The 22,069-nt window shown below is 62.5% G+C and carries 30 protein-coding genes; 18 read left to right on the top strand and 12 right to left on the bottom strand.

The genetic code is table 11. The features are described from left to right. Nucleotides 1-2 precede the first annotated feature (2 nt). The 3 genes from BFP96_RS20550 to BFP96_RS20540 are packed head-to-tail and all read right to left on the bottom strand — an operon-like array spanning nt 3 to nt 1,046. Nucleotides 3-341, bottom strand: coding sequence for a hypothetical protein (locus BFP96_RS20550; protein ID WP_065885162.1), 339 nt, complete (start codon nt 339-341; stop codon nt 3-5). Then, entirely contained in the window at nt 338-727 is a 390-nt protein-coding gene (locus tag BFP96_RS20545) for a phage holin family protein (RefSeq protein ID WP_057722765.1), read from the bottom strand. Before BFP96_RS20545 ends, BFP96_RS20550 begins: the two co-directional genes overlap by 4 nt. 4 nt (nt 728-731) lie before the next feature. Continuing rightward, nucleotides 732-1,046, bottom strand: a complete 315-nt coding sequence (locus BFP96_RS20540) for a DUF883 family protein (protein ID WP_065885163.1) — start codon at nt 1,044-1,046, stop codon at nt 732-734. A gap of 314 nt (nt 1,047-1,360) precedes the next feature. On the opposite strand from BFP96_RS20540, the gene BFP96_RS20530 reads away from it, so the two are divergent. The 3 genes from BFP96_RS20530 to BFP96_RS20520 all read left to right on the top strand — a co-directional run bounded on the left by BFP96_RS20530 (nt 1,361) and on the right by BFP96_RS20520 (nt 2,972). Continuing rightward, nucleotides 1,361-1,597: a glutaredoxin family protein gene (locus tag BFP96_RS20530; RefSeq protein ID WP_065885165.1), complete on the top strand. Its 237-nt coding sequence runs from the start codon at nt 1,361-1,363 to the stop codon at nt 1,595-1,597. Between the two features lie 74 nt (nt 1,598-1,671). Continuing rightward, nucleotides 1,672-2,007 carry a transcriptional regulator gene (locus tag BFP96_RS20525; RefSeq protein WP_065898050.1) on the top strand — a complete coding sequence of 112 codons (336 nt, stop codon included), beginning with the start codon at nt 1,672-1,674 and terminating at the stop codon, nt 2,005-2,007. Nucleotides 2,008-2,081: 74 nt separating this feature from the next. Beyond that, nucleotides 2,082-2,972 carry a pseudouridine synthase gene (locus BFP96_RS20520; protein ID WP_065894750.1) on the top strand — a complete coding sequence of 297 codons (891 nt, stop codon included), beginning with the start codon at nt 2,082-2,084 and terminating at the stop codon, nt 2,970-2,972. A gap of 55 nt (nt 2,973-3,027) precedes the next feature. Here the strand turns inward: BFP96_RS20520 and BFP96_RS20515 are convergent, their stop codons facing one another. Beyond that, entirely contained in the window at nt 3,028-3,249 is a 222-nt protein-coding gene (locus BFP96_RS20515; protein ID WP_005786486.1) for a YgdI/YgdR family lipoprotein, read from the bottom strand. A gap of 79 nt (nt 3,250-3,328) precedes the next feature. Next, nucleotides 3,329-3,931 carry a molybdenum cofactor guanylyltransferase MobA gene (mobA, locus tag BFP96_RS20510; RefSeq protein WP_065936925.1) on the bottom strand — a complete coding sequence of 201 codons (603 nt, stop codon included), beginning with the start codon at nt 3,929-3,931 and terminating at the stop codon, nt 3,329-3,331. Between the two features lie 76 nt (nt 3,932-4,007). Between mobA and moaB the strand changes: the two genes are divergently transcribed. Both moaB and glp read left to right on the top strand, forming a co-directional pair. Further along, entirely contained in the window at nt 4,008-4,547 is a 540-nt protein-coding gene (gene moaB, locus BFP96_RS20505; protein WP_065885168.1) for a molybdenum cofactor biosynthesis protein B, read from the top strand. Beyond that, nucleotides 4,531-5,757 (top strand): molybdopterin molybdotransferase MoeA, encoded by a 1,227-nt coding sequence (gene glp / locus BFP96_RS20500; RefSeq protein ID WP_065936907.1) that lies wholly within the window; start codon nt 4,531-4,533, stop codon nt 5,755-5,757. Before moaB ends, glp begins: the two co-directional genes overlap by 17 nt. A 197-nt stretch (nt 5,758-5,954) precedes the next feature. Here glp and BFP96_RS20495 read toward each other — a convergent pair whose 3' ends face one another. Both BFP96_RS20495 and BFP96_RS20490 read right to left on the bottom strand, forming a co-directional pair. Beyond that, nucleotides 5,955-6,284: an EscU/YscU/HrcU family type III secretion system export apparatus switch protein gene (locus tag BFP96_RS20495; RefSeq protein WP_065885171.1), complete on the bottom strand. Its 330-nt coding sequence runs from the start codon at nt 6,282-6,284 to the stop codon at nt 5,955-5,957. Beyond that, nucleotides 6,281-7,858, bottom strand: coding sequence for a flagellar hook-length control protein FliK (locus tag BFP96_RS20490; protein WP_065936924.1), 1,578 nt, complete (start codon nt 7,856-7,858; stop codon nt 6,281-6,283). Before BFP96_RS20490 ends, BFP96_RS20495 begins: the two co-directional genes overlap by 4 nt. A 200-nt stretch (nt 7,859-8,058) precedes the next feature. Here BFP96_RS20490 and ccmA point away from each other — a divergent pair, with 200 nt between their 5' ends. From ccmA to BFP96_RS20440, 10 genes are all read left to right on the top strand, one after another. Then, entirely contained in the window at nt 8,059-8,694 is a 636-nt protein-coding gene (gene ccmA / locus BFP96_RS20485) for a cytochrome c biogenesis heme-transporting ATPase CcmA (RefSeq protein ID WP_065934384.1), read from the top strand. Beyond that, a complete protein-coding gene (ccmB, locus tag BFP96_RS20480) occupies nt 8,691-9,359 on the top strand; it encodes a heme exporter protein CcmB (protein ID WP_065885198.1) in 669 nt (222 codons plus the stop codon). Before ccmA ends, ccmB begins: the two co-directional genes overlap by 4 nt. An 84-nt stretch (nt 9,360-9,443) precedes the next feature. Continuing rightward, nucleotides 9,444-10,199: a heme ABC transporter permease gene (locus BFP96_RS20475; protein WP_065898047.1), complete on the top strand. Its 756-nt coding sequence runs from the start codon at nt 9,444-9,446 to the stop codon at nt 10,197-10,199. Continuing rightward, entirely contained in the window at nt 10,196-10,372 is a 177-nt protein-coding gene (gene ccmD, locus BFP96_RS20470) for a heme exporter protein CcmD (protein WP_065885174.1), read from the top strand. The genes BFP96_RS20475 and ccmD overlap by 4 nt, the downstream gene beginning before the upstream one ends. Next, entirely contained in the window at nt 10,369-10,824 is a 456-nt protein-coding gene (gene ccmE, locus BFP96_RS20465; RefSeq protein ID WP_065894757.1) for a cytochrome c maturation protein CcmE, read from the top strand. The genes ccmD and ccmE overlap by 4 nt, the downstream gene beginning before the upstream one ends. 3 nt (nt 10,825-10,827) lie before the next feature. Beyond that, nucleotides 10,828-12,813 (top strand): heme lyase CcmF/NrfE family subunit, encoded by a 1,986-nt coding sequence (locus tag BFP96_RS20460; RefSeq protein WP_065936906.1) that lies wholly within the window; start codon nt 10,828-10,830, stop codon nt 12,811-12,813. Further along, complete coding sequence (locus tag BFP96_RS20455; RefSeq protein WP_065885177.1) at nt 12,810-13,346, top strand: DsbE family thiol:disulfide interchange protein; 537 nt, start codon at nt 12,810-12,812, stop codon at nt 13,344-13,346. The genes BFP96_RS20460 and BFP96_RS20455 overlap by 4 nt, the downstream gene beginning before the upstream one ends. Then, nucleotides 13,343-13,816, top strand: a complete 474-nt coding sequence (locus BFP96_RS20450) for a cytochrome c-type biogenesis protein (protein ID WP_065936905.1) — start codon at nt 13,343-13,345, stop codon at nt 13,814-13,816. The genes BFP96_RS20455 and BFP96_RS20450 overlap by 4 nt, the downstream gene beginning before the upstream one ends. Continuing rightward, entirely contained in the window at nt 13,809-14,993 is a 1,185-nt protein-coding gene (gene ccmI / locus BFP96_RS20445) for a c-type cytochrome biogenesis protein CcmI (RefSeq protein ID WP_065936904.1), read from the top strand. The genes BFP96_RS20450 and ccmI overlap by 8 nt, the downstream gene beginning before the upstream one ends. A gap of 15 nt (nt 14,994-15,008) precedes the next feature. After that, nucleotides 15,009-15,404, top strand: a complete 396-nt coding sequence (locus tag BFP96_RS20440) for a hypothetical protein (protein ID WP_065898045.1) — start codon at nt 15,009-15,011, stop codon at nt 15,402-15,404. A 164-nt stretch (nt 15,405-15,568) separates the two neighbouring features. On the opposite strand, the gene BFP96_RS20435 is transcribed toward BFP96_RS20440, so the two are convergent. Beyond that, a complete protein-coding gene (locus BFP96_RS20435) occupies nt 15,569-15,844 on the bottom strand; it encodes a DUF6124 family protein (RefSeq protein WP_065898044.1) in 276 nt (91 codons plus the stop codon). 621 nt (nt 15,845-16,465) lie between these two features. On the opposite strand from BFP96_RS20435, the gene phnN reads away from it, so the two are divergent. The 3 genes from phnN (at nt 16,466) to BFP96_RS20420 (ending at nt 17,765) form a co-directional block, all read left to right on the top strand. Beyond that, nucleotides 16,466-17,032 (top strand): phosphonate metabolism protein/1,5-bisphosphokinase (PRPP-forming) PhnN, encoded by a 567-nt coding sequence (gene phnN, locus BFP96_RS20430; RefSeq protein WP_065936903.1) that lies wholly within the window; start codon nt 16,466-16,468, stop codon nt 17,030-17,032. 128 nt (nt 17,033-17,160) lie between these two features. Further along, the gene (locus BFP96_RS20425) at nt 17,161-17,349 is read left to right on the top strand and encodes a type II toxin-antitoxin system HicA family toxin (RefSeq protein ID WP_065936902.1); all 189 of its coding nucleotides are present in this window, start codon (nt 17,161-17,163) and stop codon (nt 17,347-17,349) included. Between the two features lie 11 nt (nt 17,350-17,360). Next, nucleotides 17,361-17,765: a type II toxin-antitoxin system HicB family antitoxin gene (locus tag BFP96_RS20420; RefSeq protein WP_065894766.1), complete on the top strand. Its 405-nt coding sequence runs from the start codon at nt 17,361-17,363 to the stop codon at nt 17,763-17,765. On the opposite strand, the gene BFP96_RS20415 is transcribed toward BFP96_RS20420, so the two are convergent. The 4 genes from BFP96_RS20415 to BFP96_RS20400 form a co-directional block, all read right to left on the bottom strand. Beyond that, nucleotides 17,762-18,958, bottom strand: coding sequence for an MFS transporter (locus BFP96_RS20415; RefSeq protein ID WP_065936901.1), 1,197 nt, complete (start codon nt 18,956-18,958; stop codon nt 17,762-17,764). The genes BFP96_RS20420 and BFP96_RS20415 overlap by 4 nt on opposite strands. A gap of 174 nt (nt 18,959-19,132) precedes the next feature. After that, a complete protein-coding gene (locus tag BFP96_RS20410) occupies nt 19,133-20,137 on the bottom strand; it encodes a sulfate ABC transporter substrate-binding protein (RefSeq protein ID WP_065894770.1) in 1,005 nt (334 codons plus the stop codon). A gap of 96 nt (nt 20,138-20,233) precedes the next feature. Further along, nucleotides 20,234-21,058: an ion transporter gene (locus tag BFP96_RS20405; protein ID WP_065885187.1), complete on the bottom strand. Its 825-nt coding sequence runs from the start codon at nt 21,056-21,058 to the stop codon at nt 20,234-20,236. A 31-nt stretch (nt 21,059-21,089) separates the two neighbouring features. Next, a complete protein-coding gene (locus BFP96_RS20400) occupies nt 21,090-21,965 on the bottom strand; it encodes an urea transporter (RefSeq protein ID WP_065936900.1) in 876 nt (291 codons plus the stop codon). Nucleotides 21,966-22,069 lie beyond the last annotated feature (104 nt).

Raw genomic sequence — 22,069 nt, 5'->3', positions numbered from 1 at the left:
GCTTATCGTTTGCGCGAGGCGCCTTGCATGGCCAGCTTGATCAGCGGAATCAACCCGGCCCCCAGCCGTACCAGGCGCGTTACGCTGCTGATACTGCCGCCCTTGGCGCCTTTGCCGGTAAAGAACCCCATCAGGGTCACCGCCGCCACGCCCCACAGCGGCGCGTGCTTGATGCCCAGGCTGTCCTGCCAGTTGTGACGCATGTCGCGCACTCTGTGCAGGGGCGCCATGAGTTGCTGGGATTCATGACGGATTTCCTGACGGTGCATTTCCATGCGCAGGCGAATCAACGCCTTGCGCATTTCCCGACGGGACGTGTTTTGCGGTTCAGGCAGGCTCATGGCAACAGGCGCTCCCGGTCATTGGCCAGTTCTTCGAGGGTGGCATGGAAAGGCGTGGACTCATCGAACACCGCCGCTTTCAAGCGTACCCCGCAGAACGCTGCGGCCAGGGTGTAGAACACACACAGACAGATGATGCCGGTGAGGCGGTAGCCGGTGTCCCACACCAGGATCATCACCAGTGTCGATAACCCTACCAACAGCAGCAGGGCAAACACCAACGCAAGGCCGGCGAACAGCAGCAGGCTAACAGTGCGTGCCTTCTGCTCCTGCAACTCGATGCCAAAGAGTTCGACATGGCTGTGCAATAAGCCGAGGACGGCAGCGCCCAGTCGGCGGGAAGTGGTACCTGCGCCCTTTGACGAGCTGGATTCGTCGATAGCCATGATATTAGCGCCTGGTAGCCAGCAGACCGATCAAAAAGCCTACGCCGGCAGCGATGCCGACGGACTGCCACGGGTTGGCCTGCACGTAGTCTTCCGTTGCAGTGATAGCCGCCTGGCCGCGCTCACGCAGAGAGTCTTCGGTCAACTGCAGGGTTTCGCGAGCCTTGAGCAGGCTTTCATGGATCCTGGTACGCAGCTCATCGGCCTGGTCACCGGCCAGGACGGCGGTGTCGTCGAGCAACCTTTCGGTATCGGCGACGAGGGTCTGAAAATCCGCCATCAGTATTTCTTGAGCAGTCTTTGCTGATTTACCGGCCATGGTTATCTCCGTGTGGCTGTTCTGTACGTGTGGTTTCGAGTCGCGGGGTTTGCCGAAGGTTCACTGCGATTGTGTGGTACCGCTTTTGCTTTGCCCTGGTGCGCACGCCCTAGGGCTGCGCTCAATCCGGGCGGTCGCGGCGCAAGCCTTGAAAAACCTTACCCTAATTAACTCAAACTCGCGCAAATAGGTACCGCCTTTGGCGTCGCCGTCGCGCTGGTCGGCGGCCTGCGGGTATATGGCGTGATCAAGCGCCTTTGCGGGCCGCGTTGGGCTTAGAATGGTGAGGTGTTTTCCATCCGAGTGCATTTGCCATGCTTGCTGAATGCCAGCTGTTCGGCACCCTGGGTTGCCATCTGTGTGAAATTGCCGAAGCCGAAATCATGCCGCTCGTCGAGCACGGGTTGCTCGTGGAGCTGGTGGATATCACCGATCCCGACGACCTGACCGAGGTCTACGGCCTGCGGATTCCGGTGCTCAGGCGGGTGGACACGGGGGCTGAGTTGGACTGGCCGTTCGACACCGAGCAGGTGGTTGCCTTCCTGCGCTGACGTTTATGCGATGGCGAGTTTCCGAATATTACGTTACTGTATGTTTGTACAGCGATTGAATAGAGGGAACGCCCGTGGTGAATGTCGAACAACTGAAAAGCAGCGTCAATCGCATGTCCGCCGACATCGTGCGCGATGCGGTGAACGAGCTGCGCCTCGATGGCCTGGTCACGGAAGGCAAGACGCCCTTCAACAAGGTGCATTTCAACACCTGTTTCGCGGAAATCGAAGCGCTGTTCCAGCGTGCCGGTTATCACAAGCAGCTGGATGTGGTGGGCTATCAGGGCCTGCTCTACGCACTCTACGACCCGGGCCGTTGGGAGGCCGTGGACGTACTGCGCTGGCTCAAGGAGTTTACCGAGGCGGCGAGCGCTTCACCGGTTTTGCGCGTGCAACTGGCCAAGGCCTGAGATCTCTCCTAGGCTCAATCCCGCGCCATGCGGGATAATGCCCGCCTGTTTATTTCCAGGCCTTGAGCATCTGCATGTCCACTTCCGGTTTTTCCCCGTCACAGCACCAAGCCAGCACCTTGTACCTGCCGCCTGGTCCGTGGGCAACGGTGCTCGATTGCCTGTGCGAGCATTTCCCGGCGATTGCCCGTGAACAATGGCTGGACCGCATTGCCCGTGGCCGGGTGCTCGATGGCAATGGGCAGCCCATCAGCCTGGGTCTGGCTTACAAGGAAGGCCTGTGCATCCATTACTTTCGTGAAGTGCCCAACGAGAAAGTGATTCCCGTAGAGGAAACCATTCTGTACGCCGATGAGCATCTGGTGGTGGCCGACAAGCCGCATTTCCTGCCCGTGACCCCTGCGGGCGAGTATGTCGAGCAGACGCTGTTGCGCCGTTTGATCCGGCGCCTGGACAACCCCGCCCTGGTGCCCCTGCATCGCATTGACCGGCATACCGCAGGGCTGGTGCTGTTCTCGGCCAATCCCGCCACCCGCGCGGCTTATCAGCAACTGTTTCCCACGCGGCGTATCGATAAATTCTACGAAGCCATTGCCCCGGCCTTGCCTGACCTGACGTTCCCGCTGGTGCACAAGAGCCGGCTGGTGGACGGTGAGCCTTTCTTCCGCATGCAGGAAGGCCCCGGTGCCAGCAATACCGAAACGGCGGTGCAGGTGCGCGAAAAACACGGCGATCTATGGCGCTATGGCCTGTTCCCGGTCACCGGCAAGAAGCACCAGTTGCGTGTGCACATGACCGCGCTCGGCGCGAGTATCTGCAATGACCCGTTCTATCCCGAGGTGATCAAGGACGCCAAGGACGATTACGCCAACCCGCTCAAGTTGCTGGCCCAGGGCGTGCGTTTCATCGACCCGGTCAGCGGCCAGGAACGCAGCTTTCGCAGTGAACTCACCCTGGACTGGTAAGCGCCGCAAACGACAAGGCCCGCGCGAGGCGGGCCTTGTGGGCAAGCGGTAAGGCTTACAGGTCTTTAACGGTGCGAACCTGATCCTTGTTGATGCGGGTGCGCTTGCCGTCAAGCTGTTGGAATTCATAGAAGCCCGAATCTTCGTCAAATTTCGGGGTGTCGACGGCCTGGATTTCGCGACCGTCATTCAGGGTGATCACTGTCGGCGAGGCGCAACCGGCGAGGGTGGCGAGGCCCAGTGCAAGCATGAGAGCGGCGATGGTCCGTTGAGTCATGAGTTTGTCTCCGAGAGAATTCTTTTAAAATGCTGACCTTGTGACGTGTGCAACGCCGGCAAAGTTCCTGATGCAAGACTCATTCTGACACGCCAGGCCTTGTGTGCAACAGGTCCGGTGTATTGAGGTTGGCCAGGCGTGGGTCATCGGCCGCGCATTCCAGGCCCACGGCGCCCAGCTGCAGCAGGATTTTACGCGGGCTGCGTTCGCCAGCTTGCCAGGCCTGCTCCACCTGATCCTTCAAGGCGACAGGGATGATGCACAGCAAGGGTTCCCAGAACTCGCCATGGCGCACCATCACCGGAACCTGCCGGTTGAGTCGTGCTGTCGCACGCAGGTCGGCCAGCAGTCGCGCATCGATGTGCGGCACATCGCAGGGCAGGATCAGCAGATGCCCATGGCGTGCGGCGAAGAGTCCCGCGCGGATACCGGCAAGTGGTCCGGGAAAATCCGCGCTGTCGTCGCTCACCAGTTGATCGGCATAGGTTGCATACCGCTCATGGTTGCGGTTGCACGAGATGATCAGGTCGTCCGTGAGCGGCCGTGCCAGGCGTTGCAGGTGCGCAATCAAGGGCTGGCCGTGCCACTCCAGCAGGCCTTTGTCCTGGCCGCCCATGCGCTGGCCACGACCGCCGGCCAGCAACAGAATCGAGCAGGGCAGGGGTAAGGATTCAAGGGGCATGAGGGTTCCGCTGCGGCAGGTAAACAGAGGCTTGTGATATAACATCGGGCTGTTCCTTCGACAACCGGACCGTGCCATGAAAGCCAAGGCTGATGCGCCTTTCGTACCTCTGAATATCGCTGTATTGACCGTCAGCGACACCCGCACCCTGGACACAGACACCTCGGGCCAGGTCTTCGTCGACCGCCTGACCGCCGCCGGCCATACCCTGGCCGAGCGCGTGCTGCTCAAGGACGACCTTTACAAAATCCGCGCCCAGGTCGCCCACTGGATCGCCGAAGACGTGGTGCAGGTGGTGCTGATCACCGGCGGCACCGGCTTTACCGGCCGCGACAGCACACCCGAAGCGGTGAGCTGCCTGTTGGACAAGCAGGTCGATGGGTTTGGCGAGCTGTTCCGCCAGATATCGGTGGCCGATATCGGCACCTCCACGGTGCAATCGCGCGCCCTGGCCGGCCTGGCCAATGGCACCCTGGTGTGCTGCCTGCCGGGCTCCACCAATGCCGTGCGCACCGGTTGGGACGGTATTCTGGCTGAACAACTGGACAACCGTCATCGGCCGTGCAATTTCGTGCCGCACCTGAAGCAGGCCCAGCCCTGTGAAACCCGTGGATAAGCCCGGCAAAACCGGCGCCTTGATGCCGGTGGAAGCGGCTTTGCAGCGTTTGCTGGACATGGCCGACGCCGCGCCGATCCGCGAGCACGAAACCGTGCGCCTGGCCGAGTGCGATGGCCGCGTATTGGCGCAGGACCTGGTCTCCACCCTCGACCTGCCACCCTGGCCCAACAGTGCCATGGATGGCTATGCCCTGCGCGTCTCAGACTGGGCCGGCGCGCCGTTGCCGGTCAGCCAGCGTATTTTCGCCGGCACTGCGCCTGAGCCGTTGTCGCCCGGCACCTGTGCACGCATCTTTACCGGGGCGCCGGTGCCTCAGGGTGCGGACTGCGTCGAAATGCAGGAAAACGCAACCGTTCACAGCGACGAGCGCGTGAGTTTCAGCGAGCCGTTGCAAGCGGGTCAGAACATCCGCCCGCAAGGCCAGGAAACCACGGTCGGCGAGTTGGTACTGGCCGCAGGTACGCGCCTGGGCCCGATTGAGCTGGGCCTGGCTGCTTCGCTTGGGCGTGATCGCCTCGAGGTGGTGCGACGTGCGCGCGTGGCGGTGCTGTCGACCGGCGATGAGCTGATCGAGCCTGGATTGCCCCTGGGGCCGGGCCAGATCTACAACAGCAACCGCCGCGTGCTGTGCAGTTGGCTGACGCGCATGGGCTGCGAAGTGATCGATGCTGGCATCCTGCCGGACGACCTTGAACAGACCCGCACGCGGTTGGCCGGACTGGGCAGCGTCGACTTGATCCTGTCCACGGGCGGTGTGTCGGTGGGCGAGGCGGATTTTTTGGGCATTGCCCTGCGTGAAGAGGGCGAGCTGGCGCTGTGGAAACTGGCGATCAAGCCGGGCAAGCCGCTGACCTTCGGGCATTTTCGTGGCGTGCCGGTGATCGGCCTGCCCGGTAACCCCGCGTCGACCCTGGTGACCTTTGCGTTGTTGGCTCGGCCTTACCTGCTGCGCCGCCTGGGTGTGGAGGATGTGCAGCCATTGCGGTTCGACGTGCCGGCCGGGTTCGTCTGGGCCAGGCCCGGCAACCGTCGCGAGTACTTGCGCGGGCGCATCGAGCAGGGCAAGGCGATCATCTACCACAACCAGAGCTCCGGTGTGCTGCGCAGCGCGGCGTGGGCTGAAGGGTTTGTGGAAGTGGTGGAAGGGACCACGTTGGCCGTCGGCGACCGGGTCAATTTCATTCCCCTGAGCGAAGTTCTGAACTGACCTGGATCTGAATGTGGGAGGGGGCTTGCCTTAAGGCTTTTTGTAGGAGCGAGCTTGCTCGCGAAAAACTCACAGGCGCTGCGTTCATTCAGAAAGCACGCGTTATCGTTGAGGTTTTTCGCGAGCAAGAGCTAGGCGCCCCCCTCGCTCCTACAGACGGCGATGTACGCTTGACTGGCCGGTAGCTTGTGGATTACTCAGTAATCATCCCCACGCTCGGTGACATCGCGCTCCACCGGCCCCGCATCCGGGTCGTACCCCACCGGGAACTTGCCCTTCAGCGTCCACGCGAACGCAATGATCTCCGCCACCGTGCGGTACAACTCCTCTGGAATACTGTCGCCCAGCTCCATGCGCGCCAGCAGCTTCACCAACTCGGCATTTTCATAGATGGGCACTTCGTTTTCCCGCGCCAGCTTGAGGATCGCTTCAGCCAGGGCCTCGTCGCCCTTGGCGGTCAGGGTGGGCGCTTGTTGGCCATCGTACTTGAGGGCAATCGCCTGGCGGGGAGGGGCAGCGTTCTTCATGCGGTTTCATCCACCCAGCGTTGTTCCAGTCCGGTTTTTGGCCCGCGCGGCGGGCTGCCGAGGTGGCAATCCAGGTCGCCGACGTTGAGCCCGGATGCCACCAGGCGCTCGCGCAGGCTGCCCAAGTGATTTTCGATCAGGCTGGCGGTGAAGGCGCGGGTCGCCCACAACTGGCTGGAGAGTTTGCCCTGGGTCAATTGCGCCTGCACCTGCAACGGCCCCAGCGGTTCCATATCGAACGCCAGTTCGACGCGCCAGAGCATGTGTTTGGCGTCTTTGCGGTCTTTGTGCTCGGGTTGCTCCTTGTCGGGCGCCGGCTCCTCGCGCTGGAACTTCACCTGCAATGGGACGATGTCCTGCAGGCTGCGCATCGGGATTTCCAGTTGCCAGGTGGTTTGCAGGCGGCCGTCAGCGGTGGTGCCGGTCTGTTCCAGGCTCGACAGCTGATGGCTCTGCAATCGGGCAATCGCCCCGGCGGCCAGGCGCAGCAGGTTTTCCAGGTCGCCTTCGCCTTCAAGCTTGGCCATCAGCCGCTCGGGCAGTGGAAAGCTGACCGGGGCCTGCCGCGCGCTGACCTGGCCCAGCGTATTCAGTGGGCTGCGCACAAAGTTGGGCAATACATGGGCCAGCGTGTTGGCCGCAAGAATGGCGTTCAGGTTGGTACTGGCGGGCAGGGCGGGCAGTAAGTCCGCGACAAGGCGCAGCAGTGCGCCCTTCATGTCCAGTGGCGGTATCTGGGGATTCTGCCCTGCGAGTAATCTGGCTTCCAGAAAGGCACCGCTGTTCTGGATCACTTGAGCCAGGACTTTGGGGTTACTGACCTGTGCCAGATCGGGCAATGCAGCGAGCAGACGGTCGGCGGCGGCGCGCAGGTCGGCGGACGTGCTGTCGCCACGGGGCAGGTTTTGCAGGGCAGTGAAGACCGCATCCAGGGAGCCCTGGCGACTTTGCTGGGTCGACAGTTGCTGGGTGACCGCCAATTGATCCTTGAGCCCGCTCAGCGGCACGAAATTGAGGGTCTGCGCGTTCTGTACCACTGCGCTGAGCAAACTGCCCACGCGCAGCGGTTGTGGGCTTTCCACCGTCAGTGTCGCGCCGGCCAGGGCGTTATTCAGCACCGTCACCAACGAACGATAGATCGCCGGTTGCGCCGTGCCCTGGGGCAGCATCTGGGTGGTCAGTACCTTGGCTTGCAACAGCGTACCTTCCGGGACCTTGGCCGTATCGATGCGGGTGAGGGCGGAGATGTTGGCACTCAAGGCCTGTTGCAGGCTGAGGGTCAGGTTGCCCGCCGGCGTCTGGCTCACCGCCACATTGCTGCCCAAGGGCAAGGGCTGGGCGCTGCTGGCCTGCACCAGTGTCTGGCGGCCGCCGTCCAGGGTCAGCTTGAGCAGCAACTGAAAGGCTTCACCGCCTTGTTTAAGGGCAATGACTTCCGCATTCGCGGTTTTCCCAGGGTCAATCAGCCCGACCTGCGGCTCCAGCAGTTTGAGCAGTGCCCCGGGCGCAGGCGCAGGGCTTTGCCCGGCTGGCGGGGTGGGAGGAAGCGTAGGAAGGTTGATCTCGCCGGTCATGGTGCGCATCGTCTCTGGGGAAATTGCTCTCTTTAGCGTAAGGCATCGCATGTATAATGCCGCCCGTCTGCAAAGAGAGCGCTAAAAACCTCACAACTATTTGATCCAGCTCTCTAAAATCGGTCGCCAAAGCCGTTATTGTGCTCCTTTCTATAACGGCCGCTGCACCGCCGACTTGAACCGTAAAGGCCCGCGATCTCTTGACCAGCCCTCTTCTTGAAGCCGTAGCGCTCTCCTGTGAACGCGACCTGCGCCTGCTGTTCGAGCACCTCGACCTGCGCCTGGCGGGCGGTGACATGGTGCAGGTCAGCGGGCCCAACGGCAGCGGCAAGACCAGCCTGTTGCGCTTGCTGGCCGGGCTGATGCAGCCGACGGCCGGGGTTGTGCGCCTCAACGGCAAGCCTCTCGCCGAACAACGCACAGAACTGGCGCGCAGCCTTGTCTGGATCGGTCATGCCGCCGGTATCAAGGACGTGCTCACGGCCGAAGAAAACCTCAGTTGGCTCAGCGCCCTGCATCACCGCGCCAGCCGCGACGCCATCTGGCAGGCCCTGGCTGCCGTGGGCCTGAAGGGCTTTGAAGATGTTCCCTGCCACACCCTGTCCGCGGGCCAGCAGCGCCGGGTGGCCCTGGCCCGTTTGTACCTGCCGGGCCCGCCGCTGTGGATCCTCGACGAACCCTTCACCGCGCTCGATAAACACGGTGTCGCCCAGCTCGAGGAGCACCTGGCGAGGCACTGTGAGCAGGGCGGTACGGTGCTGCTCACCACCCACCACAGCCTGACCCGCCTGCCCGCCGGTTACCGTGAGCTGGATTTGGGGCGGTGGTCGGCATGAGCGTATTCGCCCTGTTGGTTGCCCGCGAAGCACGCCTCTTGTGTCGTCGCCCGGCCGAACTGGCCAACCCGCTGGTGTTCTTTGCCATCGTGATCGCCTTGTTCCCGTTGGCGGTCGGTCCCGAGACTAAACTGTTGCAAACCTTGTCCCCGGGACTGGTGTGGGTCGCGGCGCTTTTATCCGTGCTGCTCTCGCTGGACGGGCTGTTTCGCAGTGATTTCGAGGACGGCTCCCTGGAACAGTGGGTCCTTTCGTCGCACCCGTTGCCACTTCTGGTACTGGCCAAGGTGCTGGCACACTGGGCTTTTTCCGGCCTCGCGCTGGTCTTGCTTTCGCCGCTGCTGGCGCTGATGCTGGGCTTGCCCGTCGAATGCTTGCCGGTGCTGCTCCTGTCCTTGTTGCTCGGTACGCCGGTGCTCAGCCTGTTGGGGGCGGTGGGCGCAGCGTTGACCGTCGGTTTGAAGCGCGGCGGCCTGTTACTGGCCCTGCTGATTCTGCCTTTGTACATCCCGGTTCTGATCCTCGGCAGCGGTGCATTGCAGGCCGCGCTGATGGGGATGCCGGTGACCGGTTACCTCCTGTGGCTTGGCAGCCTGGCCGCCCTGGCGGTAACCCTGACACCCTTTGCCATAGCGGCCGGCCTGAAGATCAGCGTCGGCGAATAATGAGGTCTGGCCAGGCGTTACACGCTTGGCCAGTAAAGACCCTACGCTTCTTGCCATGACAAGAAGCAACCGTGAGAAACAGCAATGAACTGGACCTGGTTTCACAAGCTCGGCTCGCCCAAATGGTTCTATGGCATCAGCGGCAAACTGCTGCCGTGGTTGAGCGTCGCCGCGGTGCTGCTGATCGGCATCGGTCTGGTCTGGGGCCTGGCCTTCGCGCCGCCGGACTATCAGCAGGGCAACAGCTTTCGCATCATCTATATCCATGTGCCCGCCGCCATGCTGGCGCAGTCCTGCTACGTGATGCTGGCGGTATGCGGCATCGTCGGCCTGGTGTGGAAGATGAAGCTCGCCGACGTTGCCCTGCAATGCGCTGCACCCATCGGTGCGTGGATGACCGCCGTGGCGCTGGTCACCGGCGCGATCTGGGGCAAACCCACCTGGGGTTCGTGGTGGGTGTGGGATGCGCGGCTCACTTCGATGTTGATCCTGCTGTTCCTGTACTTCGGCCTGATCGCCCTGGGCAATGCGATCAGCAACCGCGACAGCGCCGCCAAGGCCTGCGCGGTGCTGGCGATTGTCGGCGTGATCAACATCCCGATCATCAAATACTCGGTCGAGTGGTGGAACACCCTGCACCAGGGCGCCACCTTCACCCTCACCGAAAAACCGGCAATGCCGGTAGAAATGTGGGCACCGCTGCTGCTGATGGTGCTGGGCTTCTACTGCTTCTTCGGTGCCGTGCTGCTGATGCGCATGCGCCTCGAAGTGCTCAAGCGTGAAGCCCGCGCCAGTTGGGTCAAGGCCCACGTGCAAGCCTGTCTGGGAGCGCGCGGATGAGTTTTGCTTCTTTCAGTGATTTTCTCGCCATGGGCCATCACGGCCTGTATGTCTGGACGGCCTATGGCATCTGCCTGGCGGTGCTGGCCCTCAACGTCGCCGCGCCGCTGCTGGCGCGCAAGCGTTACCTGCAACAAGAGGCGCGTCGTCTGCGCCGGGAGACCGAAAAGTGAATCCGCTGCGTAGAAAGCGTCTGTTGATCATTCTCGCCATCATGGCCGGCGTCGGCATTGCCGTGGGTCTGGCCTTGAGTGCCTTGCAGCAGAACATCAACCTGTTCTACACCCCGACCCAGATCGCCAATGGCGAAGCGCCGGTCGATACGCGCATCCGCGCCGGCGGCATGGTCGAAAAGGGCTCCTTGAAGCGTTCCGCAGACTCCCTGGATGTAAGCTTCGTGGTCACCGACTTCAGCAAATCCGTGACCATCACCTACCGTGGCATCCTCCCGGACCTGTTCCGCGAAGGCCAGGGCATCGTCGCCCTGGGCAAGCTCAACGCCAGTGGCGTGGTGGTGGCCGATGAAGTGCTGGCCAAGCACGATGAAAAATACATGCCGCCGGAGGTGACCAAAGCCCTCAAGGACAGCGGCCAATCCGCCCCAACCCCTGCCAAGGAGGGCTGAGTCATGAACGCCGCTTTGTTTATTCCCGAACTCGGCCAGTTGGCGATGATCCTCGCCCTGTGCTTTGCCATCGTCCAGGCCGTGGTGCCGTTGCTCGGTGCCTGGCGCGGTGACCGCCTGTGGATGAGCCTGGCGCAGCCGGCCGCTTGGGGGCAGTTCGCGTTCCTGCTGTTCGCCTTCGGTTGCCTGACCTACGCATTCATGACCGACGACTTTTCCGTCGCCTATGTCGCCAATAACTCCAACAGTGCACTGCCCTGGTACTACAAGTTCAGCGCCGTGTGGGGCGCCCACGAAGGTTCGCTGCTGCTGTGGGCGCTGATCCTCGGTGGCTGGACCTTCGCCGTGTCGGTGTTCTCCCGCCAATTGCCGCAGGTCATGCTGGCGCGGGTGCTGGCGGTGATGGGCATGATCAGCATCGGTTTTTTGCTGTTCCTGATCATGACGTCCAACCCGTTCAGCCGCATCCTGCCGCAGATCCCCGTGGACGGGCATGACCTCAACCCACTGCTGCAAGACATCGGCCTGATCGTGCACCCGCCGATGCTCTACATGGGCTATGTCGGCTTTTCCGTGGCGTTTGCCTTCGCCATCGCCGCCTTGCTCGGCGGGCGTCTCGATGCGGCCTGGGCGCGCTGGTCGCGGCCATGGACCATCGTCGCCTGGGCCTTCCTCGGCATTGGTATCACCCTCGGTTCGTGGTGGGCTTATTACGAGCTCGGCTGGGGCGGCTGGTGGTTCTGGGACCCGGTGGAAAACGCCTCCTTCATGCCCTGGCTGGTCGGCACCGCGCTGATTCATTCGCTGGCCGTCACCGAAAAACGCGGCGTGTTCAAGAGCTGGACCGTGTTGCTGGCCATCGCGGCATTTTCCCTCAGCCTGCTCGGCACGTTCCTCGTGCGTTCGGGCGTACTGACGTCGGTGCATGCGTTTGCTTCCGACCCTGCGCGCGGCGTATTCATCCTGATCTTCCTGCTGTTTGTCGTCGGCGGTTCGCTGACCCTGTTCGCCCTGCGCGCGCCAGTGGTCAAGAGCCAGGTCGGCTTTAATCTGTGGTCGCGGGAAACCTTGCTGCTGGGTAACAACCTGGTGCTGGTGGTGGCGGCGTCGATGATTCTGCTCGGCACCCTCTACCCCCTGGTGCTGGATGCCTTGAGCGGCGCCAAGCTGTCCGTCGGCCCGCCGTACTTCAACGCCTTGTTCATTCCGTTGATGGGCCTGTTGATGGTGGTGATGGCGGTCGGTGTGCTGGTGCGCTGGAAAGACACCCCGGTGAAATGGCTGGCCGGCATGCTGATGCCGGTGCTGCTGGGCAGTGTGGCCCTGGCTGTGATCGCCGGGGTTGCCTACGGCGACTTCAACTGGGCGGTGCTCGCCACCTTCCTGCTCGCCGCCTGGGTGTTGCTGGCCGGCGTGCGCGATATCGCCGACAAGACCCGCCACAAGGGCCTGATCAAAGGCCTGCCGACCCTGACCCGCAGCTACTGGGGCATGCAGATCGCCCATATCGGCATCGCCGTCTGCGCCCTGGGCGTGGTGTTGTCGAGCCAGAACAGCGCCGAGCGCGACCTGCGCCTGGCGCCCGGCGAGTCCATGGACCTGGGCGGTTACCAGTTCATCTTCGAAGGCGCCAGGCACTTTGAAGGACCGAATTTCACGTCAGACAAAGGCACCGTACGCGTGGTGCGCAACGGTAAGGAAATCGCCGTGCTACACCCGGAAAAACGCCTGTACACCGTGCAGAGTTCGATGATGACCGAGGCGGGCATCGATGCCGGTTTCACCCGTGACCTTTACGTGGCGTTGGGTGAGCCCCTGGGCGATGGCGCCTGGGCAGTGCGCGTGCATGTCAAACCGTTCGTGCGCTGGATCTGGTTCGGCGGCTTGCTGACCGGGTTGGGTGGTTTGCTCGCGGCGCTGGACCGGCGTTATCGGGTCAAGGTCAGGAGCCGGGTGCGTGAAGCGCTCGGCATGGGAGCGGCGGTATGAAGCGTGGATTGATGGTGTTGCCGCTGGCAGCGTTCCTGGTGGTGGCGGTGTTTCTCTATCGCGGCTTGTACCTGGACCCGGCCGAGTTGCCGTCGGCCATGATCGGCAAGCCGTTCCCGGAATTCTCTCTGCCCACGGTGCAGGGCGACAAGCAACTGACCCGCGCCGACCTGCTGGGCAAGCCGGCGCTGGTCAACGTGTGGGGCACCTGGTGCATCTCCTGCCGCGTCGAACACCCGGTGTTGAACAAACTCGCTGAGAAAGGCGTGGTGATCTATGGCATCAACTACAAGGACGACAATGCAGCAGCCTTGAAGTGGCTGGCCGAATTTCACAACCCGTACCAGCTGGATATTCGCGATGAAGACGGCAACCTCGGCCTGAACCTCGGCGTCTATGGCGCTCCGGAAACCTTCTTTATCGACGCTAAAGGTGTAATCCGCGACAAGTACGTCGGCGTGATCGACGAAGTGGTCTGGCGCGAGCAACTGGCTGCCAAGTACCAGGCGCTGGTCGACGAGGCCAAACCATGAAGCGCCTGTTAGTCGCTGCTGTATTGGTGCTGGGCCTGGCCGGTGTGGCCCACGCCGCCATCGACACCTACGAATTTGCCAATGACGGTGATCGCGAGCGTTTCCGCGAGCTGACCAAGGAACTGCGCTGCCCCAAATGCCAGAACCAGGACATCGCAGACTCCAACGCGCCCATCGCCGCCGACCTGCGCAAGGAAATCTTCCGCATGCTGGGGGAGGGCAAGGACAACCAGCAGATCATCGACTTCATGGTCGACCGCTACGGTGATTTTGTGCGCTATAAACCGGCGCTTACCGGCAAGACCGCGCTGCTCTGGTTCGGTCCTGCCGGGCTGCTGCTGACCGGCGTGGTGGTGATGGCCGTCATCGTGCGCCGTCGCCGCGCCGCACCTGCCGATGGCAGCGACACGCTGTCCCCCGAAGAGCGTAAACGCCTCGACCAACTGCTGGACACCAAGACCGATGATTGATTTCTGGCTCGCAGCCGGCCTGCTGCTGTTGATTGCCCTGAGTTTCCTGTTGATCCCTGTGCTGCGCGGCCGTCGTGCCCAGCGCGAAGAGGACCGCACCGCGCTGAACGTGGCGCTGTATCAAGAGCGCGTCGCCGAACTGCAAGTGCAGCGCGACGACGGCGTCCTGGATGCGGCGCAACTCGATACCGGCCGTGCCGAAGCGGCGCGTGAGTTGCTGGCCGATACCGAAGGCGTGGACAAGCCGCGCGAATCCCGCCTGGGCAAGCCTCTGCCAGTGTTGGCGGCGTTTCTCGTGCCGGTGCTGGGCGTTGCGCTGTACCTGCATTACGGGGCGAGCGACAAGGTCGAGCTGACCCGCGAGTTTTCCCAGCCGCCGGTGTCGATGGCCGACATGACGCAGCGCCTGGAACGTGCCGCAGTGGCCCAGCCGGACTCAGCTGAAGGCCTGTACTTCCTGGGCCGCGCCTACATGGCCCAGGATCGCTCCGCCGATGCCGCCAAGGTGTTTGAACGCAGCGTCGCCTTGGCCGGTCGCCAGCCCGAGTTGCTCGGGCAGTGGGCCCAGGCGCAGTATTTTGCCGACAACAAACAGTGGTCGCCCAAGGTTCAGGCGCTGACCGACGAAGCCCTGAAGCTTGATCCAAAGGAAGTCACCAGCCTCGGCCTGCTCGGTATTGCCGCCTTTGAAGGCCAGCGCTATCAGGAGGCTATCGACTACTGGAATCGTCTGTTGGCGCAACTGCCGCCCGACGACAATTCCCGGGTGGCGCTGCAGGGCGGTATCGATCGCGCTGCGCAAAAGCTCCGGGAGAGCGGCGGCACTGTTACGCAAAAGGCGGTGCTGAAAGTGCGCGTGGACCTGTCCGCCGACGTGAAAGCCAAGGCCCTGCCGGGTGACAGCGTGTTTATCTTCGCCCGCGCCGTCAGCGGCCCGCCTGCGCCGCTCGCGGCCAAACGGGTCACCGTTGCCGAACTGCCTGTCACCGTGGAACTGAGCGATGCCGACGCGATGATGCCGCAGTTGAAACTGTCCAACTTCCCTGAAGTCCAACTGGTTGCGCGCATATCCCGGGCAGGTGTTCCAACCGCTGGCGAGTGGATCGGCCGCAGCCAACCCTTGGCCAGCAGCATTACTGCGCTGCAGCAGCTGACCATCGACAGTCCGGATAAGTAATTGGAGGAAAGGCCCATGAACGCATTTGCACGTATGACCCTGCTCAGCCTCGTCGTGGGGCTGAGCGCCTGTGCGGTTCACCGGCCACCTCCGGGCCCCACCGGCCCGACCATCCCGCCATCGGGCCCGTCGACCCAGCCCGACACCAAACCCTCCGGCCCGGTAACCCCGCCGCCAAAACCGCTGCCGAGCAAATCGCCGACCTTCGCCCCACCCCCAGGCGCCGCCAGCCACTGGGACGGCAAGATGCAGGTGTACGTCCTCGACGACCAGCCCGACACGTTCTACCGCCAGCGCACCTACTACCGCTGGAGCAACGGCTGGAGCCGCTCCATCAGCCCGAACGGGCCGTGGGAAGAGACCAGCGTGCAAGGCGTGCCGCCTGGATTGAGCAAGCAATACGCGCAATGACAAAAGGCGACCTTCGGGTCGCCTTTTTCTTGCCTCTGATTGATCGTTCCCACGCTCGGCGTGGGAATGCATCCCGTGACGCTCCGCGTCACCAGTGCGCAAAAAGCAGGACGCGGAGCGTCCAGAGCGGCATTCCCACGCGGAGCGTGGGAACGATCTTGTTATCAAGCTACAGGACACTCCCGGTTCAACGCCTCATTCACCAACAACTGTGCAATTTCCATCATCTGCACGACCGCCAGCACCTGCTTGCGGCCTGAGCCATCCAGATGCTCGGCGCAGTCGTACGCACAGACTGTCGCCGACTCCAGCATTTCGCTGGCATTGCTTAACGCCGCTTCGGTGCCGAGGCCGGGTCGGACGGTGAAGATGAGGTTGGGTGAGGTTTGTGAAAGGTCATCCGAGTGGAATGATGGGGGATTTGGCGTAACTTTTTTCATGCGGTCAGTCTCCATTCAGTTGGAGCTCACCACGTCCGCGACCAAGCAGAAGGGTGGCGAGCTGTACGCAGGTTGGTCGACCAGGGAATGGAAACCCGGCAGGGCCCTGAGCCCTCCCGCGCACAGCCCGCCATAACGCGAGCACAAGAATGCCGCTTGCGCGGCACTGTGCGCCATTCTAACCCAGGCGACCAAGCCTGATCGCTGATGAGCAGCGACTGCGAGAGGCTAACGGTGCGTTATAGCAACTGCAAGCCACGCAGATCGTAGGAAAGTTCCTGGCTGGCTCAAGCGTTGCGCCGTTTTGATCGTTCCCACGCTCCGCGTGGGAATGCATCCCGTGACGCTCCGCGTCACCAGTGCGCAAAAAGCAGGACGCGGAGCGTCCAGAGCGGCATTCCCACGTGGAGCGTGGGAACGATCCTGGCTGGCTCAGCCGTTGCGCCGTCTGAGTGGTGACGAGTAAGCAGCGCAGCCATCCACCGCTGTCACCGCTCACCCTTTCCCGGTAAGGTGACCACCGCCGGCCTGGCTGCCGGGCAATCGCTGGATATACTCTGCGGTACCAGGCAAACCGGGCCAGGGCCAACCCGTGCGAAAACAAGCAAAGAGAGTGGTGTGATGGCAGGCAGGTTGATCTATCTCATCGGACCTTCAGGTTCGGGCAAGGACAGCCTGCTGGATGCCGCGCGTCCACGGTTGGCCGAGCATGGCTGCCGCGTTGTGCGCCGCGTGATTACGCGCTCGGCGGAAGCGGTGGGCGAGGCGGCGCAAGGCGTGAGCCCGGCGCAGTTTGCAGCGATGCAGGCGCAGGGCGCGTTTGCCCTCAGTTGGCAGGCCAATGGGTTGTCCTACGGCATTCCCAAGGAGATTGACGAGTGGCTGGCGGCCGGGGAGGACGTGCTGGTCAATGGCTCCCGTGCGTATCTGGTGCAAACCCGCGAGCGTTACCCGACGCTGCGGGTACTGCTGCTGACCGTTGATCAAGCCGTACTGCGCCAGCGCCTGGTCGCGCGCGGGCGTGAGGCCCTGGCGGACATCGAGGAACGTCTGGCGCGCAACGCGCAGTTCACCGAGGCGCTGATCGCCGCCAATGGCGCGGGTTTGTTCGTGCTGGATAACTCCGGCCCGCTGGAACACACGGTCGCGCGCTTGCTGTGTTGCCTGGACCACGCGCACTCGGCTTGAGCCTGAAGCGGCGCCGAACCTCTCATCAATATCCGGTAAAACAACCGTCAGTCAGCCTCGGCGATTCTGTGCTTGAATAAATATAACTCTAGGGTTACGTTTAATCAGTCCGAGCCAAGGAGGCGACGGTGCAAAGCAGGCTATTGATCAAGGAGTTGCTGGAAGCGGGCTGGGAGCTGGATAGGGTTACCGGCAGCCATCACCTTTTCACCCACCGCTATAACTCGTACACGATACCGGTGCCCCATCCGAAGAAGGATCTGCCGTTGGGCACTGTGAGAAGCATCAGGAAACGCGCCGGGCTGTTTCAGTTTTAAGGAGAGCATGCATGCAATACCCAATCTGTATCGAATGGGGCGATGACTTCACCGCCACCGGTATCCAGATCCCCGATATTCCGGGCGCCGTCACCGCCGGGGACAGTTTCGAAGAGGCCTACAACGCGGCCGTGGAAGTGGCGCACCTCATGCTGCAGGAGATTGCCGCAGAGGGCGGGGTGATTCCAATGCCAACCTCGGTTGCCACTCATCACGCCCATGAAGACTACGCCGGTATGGGCTGGGGCATGTTGGAGCTGGATATCTCGCCCTATCTGGGCAAGACCGAGAAGGTCAATGTGACCTTGCCCGGTTATGTGATCCAACGCATCGACCGTTACGTGCGTGAACACAACGTCAAAAGCCGCTCGTCATTTCTGGCGGATGCGGCTTTGGAGAAGTTGGTGCGTTCTTAAGCGTTGGCGACCGCTACCTGCCGCGACGCACTGAGGAACCGCAACAACGCCACCAGCGGGAATGCACTGCCCACCAGCATCACGCCCAGCCAACCGCCGTGTTCGTACACGCTGCTGGCAATCGCCGAGCCGAAGGCACCGCCAATGAAGATGCTGGTCATGTACAGCGCGTTCAGGCGGCTGCGACTATGGGCGTCGAGGGCGTAGACGGCACGCTGGCCGAGGACCATGTTCATCTGCACGCAGAAGTCCAGCACGACGCCCGTTACCGCCAGGCCGATCACGCTGTACAGCGGGTGCACGAAGGCCGGCAGGAAACTCAGCGCACCCAGCAGCATCGCCAGCAACGAGGCGCGGTGGGTGTGACCGGCATCGGCCAGCCGCCCGGCGATAGGCGCAGCGATGGCACCGATGGCACCGACCAGGGCGAAGATCGCGATCTGGGTCTGGCTGAGGCCGTGGTTGCGCACCAGTTCCAGTGGCGCGGCGGTCCAGAACAGGCTGAACGCGGCAAACATGCAACCTTGATAAAACGCACGCTGGCGTAACACCGGCTGCTCACGCAGCAAGGTACCCAGCGAACCCAGCAACTGGCCGTAACTGGCGCTGTGCGTCGGTTGGCGCTTGGGAATGGTCAGCATCAACACCACACTGATAAACACCATCAATGCCGCCGCCGCCATGAACATCGCCCGCCAGCCGAAGTGGTCCGCCACCACGCTGGATACCGGTCGCGCCAGCAGAATGCCCAGCAGCAGGCCGCCCATGATGCTGCCGACCACCCGGCCACGGGATTCGGCAGGCGCCAGGTGTGCGGCCAACGGGATCAGGATCTGCACCGACACCGAACTGAAGCCGATCAGCAGCGACACCAGCAAAAACAGGTTGGGCTGCTCGGTGAACGCGGCGCCCAACAGGCTGGCGATGGCCACCATGGTGGTGATGATCATCAGCTTGCGATTTTCCAGCAGGTCCCCCAGCGGCACCAGGAAGAACAGGCCCAGGGCGTAGCCGATCTGCGTGAGCGACACGATCAGGCTGGCCATTGCCGGCGTGAGGCCGATGTCCGGCGCGATCAGTTCGATAATCGGCTGCGCGTAGTAGATGTTGGCGACAATGGCGCCGCAGCAAAACGCAAACAGCATGACCATGCCTCGGGTCATGGTGCCGGCAGCGTGGGGGGTAGCATTCATGGGGTTCTCATGCAGGCGAAGGACGATGGGAGGAGAGAGTAAAGACATCGGCCGGCGCTGAGTAGGCCGCTTGTGGTGATAACGGTCATGCCGCGAAATAATGATTCAACGCCAAACCAATGTGGGAGGGGGCCCCCTCCCACAGTTCTGACTGTGTTTATTCAGCCCGAACGTTTATTGGCCGGTGTAAATCTGGTCAAACACCCCGCCATCGTTGAAGTGGGTTTTCTGCACGGTGCGCCAGTCACCAAAGGTCTTCTCCACCGACAGGAAGTCGACTTTCGGGAAACGGTCGGTGTACTTGGCCAGCACGTTCGGGTCACGCGGGCGCAGGTAGTTGTTGGCGGCGATTTCCTGGCCTTGCGGCGACCACAGGTACTTCAGGTAGTCTTCGGCGGCGGCGCGGGTGCCTTTCTTCTCGACCACTTTGTCCACCACCGACACCGGCGGCTCGGCCTCGGCGGACACGCTTGGGTAGATCACTTCGAACTGATCACGACCGAATTCACGGGCGATCATTTCCGCTTCGTTCTCAAAGGTCACCAGCACGTCGCCGATCTGGTTGGTCATGAAGGTGGTCGTCGCGGCCCGGCCACCGGTGTCGAGTACCGGCGCTTGTTTGAACAGCTTGCCGACAAAGGCCTTGGCTTTTTCTTCATCGCCGCCGTTCTTCAGCACATAGCCCCAGGCCGACAGGTAGGTGTAGCGGCCGTTACCCGAGGTCTTCGGGTTGGGTACGATCACTTGCACGCCGTCCTTGAGCAGATCCGGCCAATCTTTCAGGGCTTTCGGGTTGCCCTTGCGCACGATAAAGACAGTGGCCGAGGTGAACGGCGCACTGTTGTTCGGCAGGCGGGTGACCCAGTTGTCCGGTACGAGCTTGCCGTTGTCGGCCAGGGCGTTGATGTCGGTCGCCATGTTCATGGTAATCACGTCCGCCGGCAGGCCGTCGATCACCGAGCGCGCTTGTTTGCTGGAGCCGCCGAAGGACATCTGCAGGGTCAGCTTGTCATTCGGGTGCTCGGCGTCCCAATGCTTCTGGAAGGCGGCGTTGTAGTCTTTGTAGAAATCACGCATCACGTCGTAGGAGACGTTGAGCAGAGTGACCGGAGCCGCCTGGACGGCGCCGGCCAGGGCCAGGCCGGCGGCCAGGAGGGAGGCGCTGAGGATGTTTTTCACTGCTCATTCCTTGTTGTTCGAGAGAAGGGGGGAGGCACAATGCCAGCGACTATAGCCGGGGCTGCATAGTCGCTTAAAGATTAAAAAGAACTTTGCTTATTCCACTTTCTTAAACAGGTTGCTGCCACAGCGTGAACAAAACGCCGCATTCGGCTCATGGCTGTTCTTCTTGCACACCGGACAGTCGGTCTGCAGCTGTTCACCGCGCATGGCACTGGCCAGCTCGGCGGTGAATATCCCGGTCGGCACGGCAATAATCGAGTAGCCGGTAATCATCACCAGCGAGGAAATCACCTGGCCCAGCGGGGTCTTGGGCACGATATCGCCAAAGCCCACGGTGGTGAGCGTCACGATCGCCCAATAGATGCCCTTGGGAATGCTGGTAAACCCGTGCTCCGGGCCCTCGATCACGTACATCAGGGTGCCGAACACTGTCACCAGGGTGCACACGCTGACCAGGAACACCACGATCTTCTGTTTGCTGCCGCGCAGCGCCGCCATCAGGTAGTTGGCCTGCTTGAGGTAAGGACTGAGCTTGAGGACGCGGAAGATCCGCAGCATGCGGATGATGCGGATAATCAGCAGGTACTGCGCGTCGCTGTAGTACAACGCGAGGATGCCGGGCACGATGGCGAGCAGATCCACCAGCCCGTAAAAACTGAAGGCGTAGCGCAATGGCTTGGGCGAGCAGTACAGGCGCAGGCCGTACTCGATGGCGAAGATCAGCGTGAAGCCCCACTCGATATAGGCCAGCACGTCAGCGTAGTTCTGGTGAATTTCGTCGATGCTGTCGAGCATCACGATCACCAGGCTGGCGAGGATGATCAACAACAGGATGCCGTCAAAGCGCCGCCCGGCGACGGTGTCGCTTTGGAAAACCATCACGTAGAGCCGCTGGCGCCAGTCGTTGTTGCTGTCCATAAATCCCGCTCGAATTGAATATCGGCAAAGCCTAGGGGGATTCGTACGGACTGTCCATGCGCGGCTTGCGCAGTATTCGCAGGCTGGCGCGCACCAGCCAGCAGGTCAGAATGAAGGGCGCCGTCAGCGCCGGCAGGTGCAGGGCGGCGAAGCCGGGGGTGAGCATGATTGTCAGGACGATGCCGATCAGCGGCAACCAGGGCTCGCGGCGTGCCTGGCTCAGTGCCAAGGCGGCGAGCGCCGGGTTATAGCTGTGCAGGCCGAGCAGGGCGCCGCTGGTTTCGCCCAGCAGCAAGGCGACCGGCACGCCGGCGATGGCGCCGGTGAGTGCCCATAAGGCGGCGCGCCGATCAGCCAGCAGCAGGCCGAGCGCAATCAAGGCTCCGGCCAGGGGCTGGTCCAACAGCATCACTTGCGCCAGGCCGGTGAATGGCGCAGCGATTACCGTCAGGGGCTCGGGCTCGCTCAGGGCCAAGGTCGCGGGCGCGATGTTGCCCAGCAACAACCAGCCCAGGCCGACAAAGGGTGTGGTGTAGGCGGGCAGCGCCTGGGGCTGGGCGGCGTATTTCGACCACTGCCGCACCAGCATTGCGCTTAAGCCGCCACAGGCCAGGATCAGCGGCGGCACCAGGGCCGACCAGGCGAGGTGCTGGCTGATCAACACACCCAGCAATACGCCGTTGTAGCTGTACAGCCCGGCCTGGCGTTCAGCCTTGGGGTAGCCCCGGCGCTGCGCCGTGAGCAAGCCTGCGACGCCCCCCAGCAATGCGCCGCCGAGCAACCCCGGTGCGCCGATCAGGATCGCCAACAGGCACAGCAGGCCGCACAGCGGATGGCGCTGGAAAAAGATCTGGCTGAAGCCGTTGAGCAGGGCTTCGGCCCAGTCGGGGCAGGTTGGATTGTGCATGGCAACTCCCTGTAGGAGCGAGCTTGCTCGCGAAAAACCTAAAGGCGCCGCGTGCATTCAGGATGCCTGCGTCAGCGTTGACGTTCTTCGCGAGCAAGCTCGCT

Source organism: Pseudomonas sp. 34 E 7 (assembly GCF_900005715.1).
GTDB lineage: Bacteria > Pseudomonadota > Gammaproteobacteria > Pseudomonadales > Pseudomonadaceae > Aquipseudomonas > Aquipseudomonas orientalis_A.
Note: the sequence above shows the minus strand (reverse complement) of the source record. Positions and strands in the feature narration are given on the sequence as shown.

Coding starts and splice junctions, on each gene's coding strand:
- BFP96_RS20450 (WP_065936905.1), top strand. CDS start 13,343: ATGAAGCGCCTGTTAGTCGCTGCTGTATTGGTGCTGGGCCTGGCCGGT.
- BFP96_RS20495 (WP_065885171.1), bottom strand. CDS start 6,284: ATGAAGAACGCTGCCCCTCCCCGCCAGGCGATTGCCCTCAAGTACGAT.
- BFP96_RS20400 (WP_065936900.1), bottom strand. CDS start 21,965: ATGCACAATCCAACCTGCCCCGACTGGGCCGAAGCCCTGCTCAACGGC.
- BFP96_RS20540 (WP_065885163.1), bottom strand. CDS start 1,046: ATGGCCGGTAAATCAGCAAAGACTGCTCAAGAAATACTGATGGCGGAT.
- BFP96_RS20440 (WP_065898045.1), top strand. CDS start 15,009: ATGAACGCATTTGCACGTATGACCCTGCTCAGCCTCGTCGTGGGGCTG.
- BFP96_RS20530 (WP_065885165.1), top strand. CDS start 1,361: ATGCTTGCTGAATGCCAGCTGTTCGGCACCCTGGGTTGCCATCTGTGT.
- ccmB (WP_065885198.1), top strand. CDS start 8,691: ATGAGCGTATTCGCCCTGTTGGTTGCCCGCGAAGCACGCCTCTTGTGT.
- BFP96_RS20545 (WP_057722765.1), bottom strand. CDS start 727: ATGGCTATCGACGAATCCAGCTCGTCAAAGGGCGCAGGTACCACTTCC.
- BFP96_RS20550 (WP_065885162.1), bottom strand. CDS start 341: ATGAGCCTGCCTGAACCGCAAAACACGTCCCGTCGGGAAATGCGCAAG.
- BFP96_RS20415 (WP_065936901.1), bottom strand. CDS start 18,958: ATGAATGCTACCCCCCACGCTGCCGGCACCATGACCCGAGGCATGGTC.
- phnN (WP_065936903.1), top strand. CDS start 16,466: ATGGCAGGCAGGTTGATCTATCTCATCGGACCTTCAGGTTCGGGCAAG.
- BFP96_RS20520 (WP_065894750.1), top strand. CDS start 2,082: ATGTCCACTTCCGGTTTTTCCCCGTCACAGCACCAAGCCAGCACCTTG.
- BFP96_RS20455 (WP_065885177.1), top strand. CDS start 12,810: ATGAAGCGTGGATTGATGGTGTTGCCGCTGGCAGCGTTCCTGGTGGTG.
- ccmI (WP_065936904.1), top strand. CDS start 13,809: ATGATTGATTTCTGGCTCGCAGCCGGCCTGCTGCTGTTGATTGCCCTG.
- BFP96_RS20515 (WP_005786486.1), bottom strand. CDS start 3,249: ATGACTCAACGGACCATCGCCGCTCTCATGCTTGCACTGGGCCTCGCC.
- BFP96_RS20435 (WP_065898044.1), bottom strand. CDS start 15,844: ATGAAAAAAGTTACGCCAAATCCCCCATCATTCCACTCGGATGACCTT.
- BFP96_RS20405 (WP_065885187.1), bottom strand. CDS start 21,058: ATGGACAGCAACAACGACTGGCGCCAGCGGCTCTACGTGATGGTTTTC.
- moaB (WP_065885168.1), top strand. CDS start 4,008: ATGAAAGCCAAGGCTGATGCGCCTTTCGTACCTCTGAATATCGCTGTA.
- BFP96_RS20490 (WP_065936924.1), bottom strand. CDS start 7,858: ATGACCGGCGAGATCAACCTTCCTACGCTTCCTCCCACCCCGCCAGCC.
- ccmD (WP_065885174.1), top strand. CDS start 10,196: ATGAGTTTTGCTTCTTTCAGTGATTTTCTCGCCATGGGCCATCACGGC.
- mobA (WP_065936925.1), bottom strand. CDS start 3,931: ATGCCCCTTGAATCCTTACCCCTGCCCTGCTCGATTCTGTTGCTGGCC.
- BFP96_RS20420 (WP_065894766.1), top strand. CDS start 17,361: ATGCAATACCCAATCTGTATCGAATGGGGCGATGACTTCACCGCCACC.
- BFP96_RS20475 (WP_065898047.1), top strand. CDS start 9,444: ATGAACTGGACCTGGTTTCACAAGCTCGGCTCGCCCAAATGGTTCTAT.
- BFP96_RS20460 (WP_065936906.1), top strand. CDS start 10,828: ATGAACGCCGCTTTGTTTATTCCCGAACTCGGCCAGTTGGCGATGATC.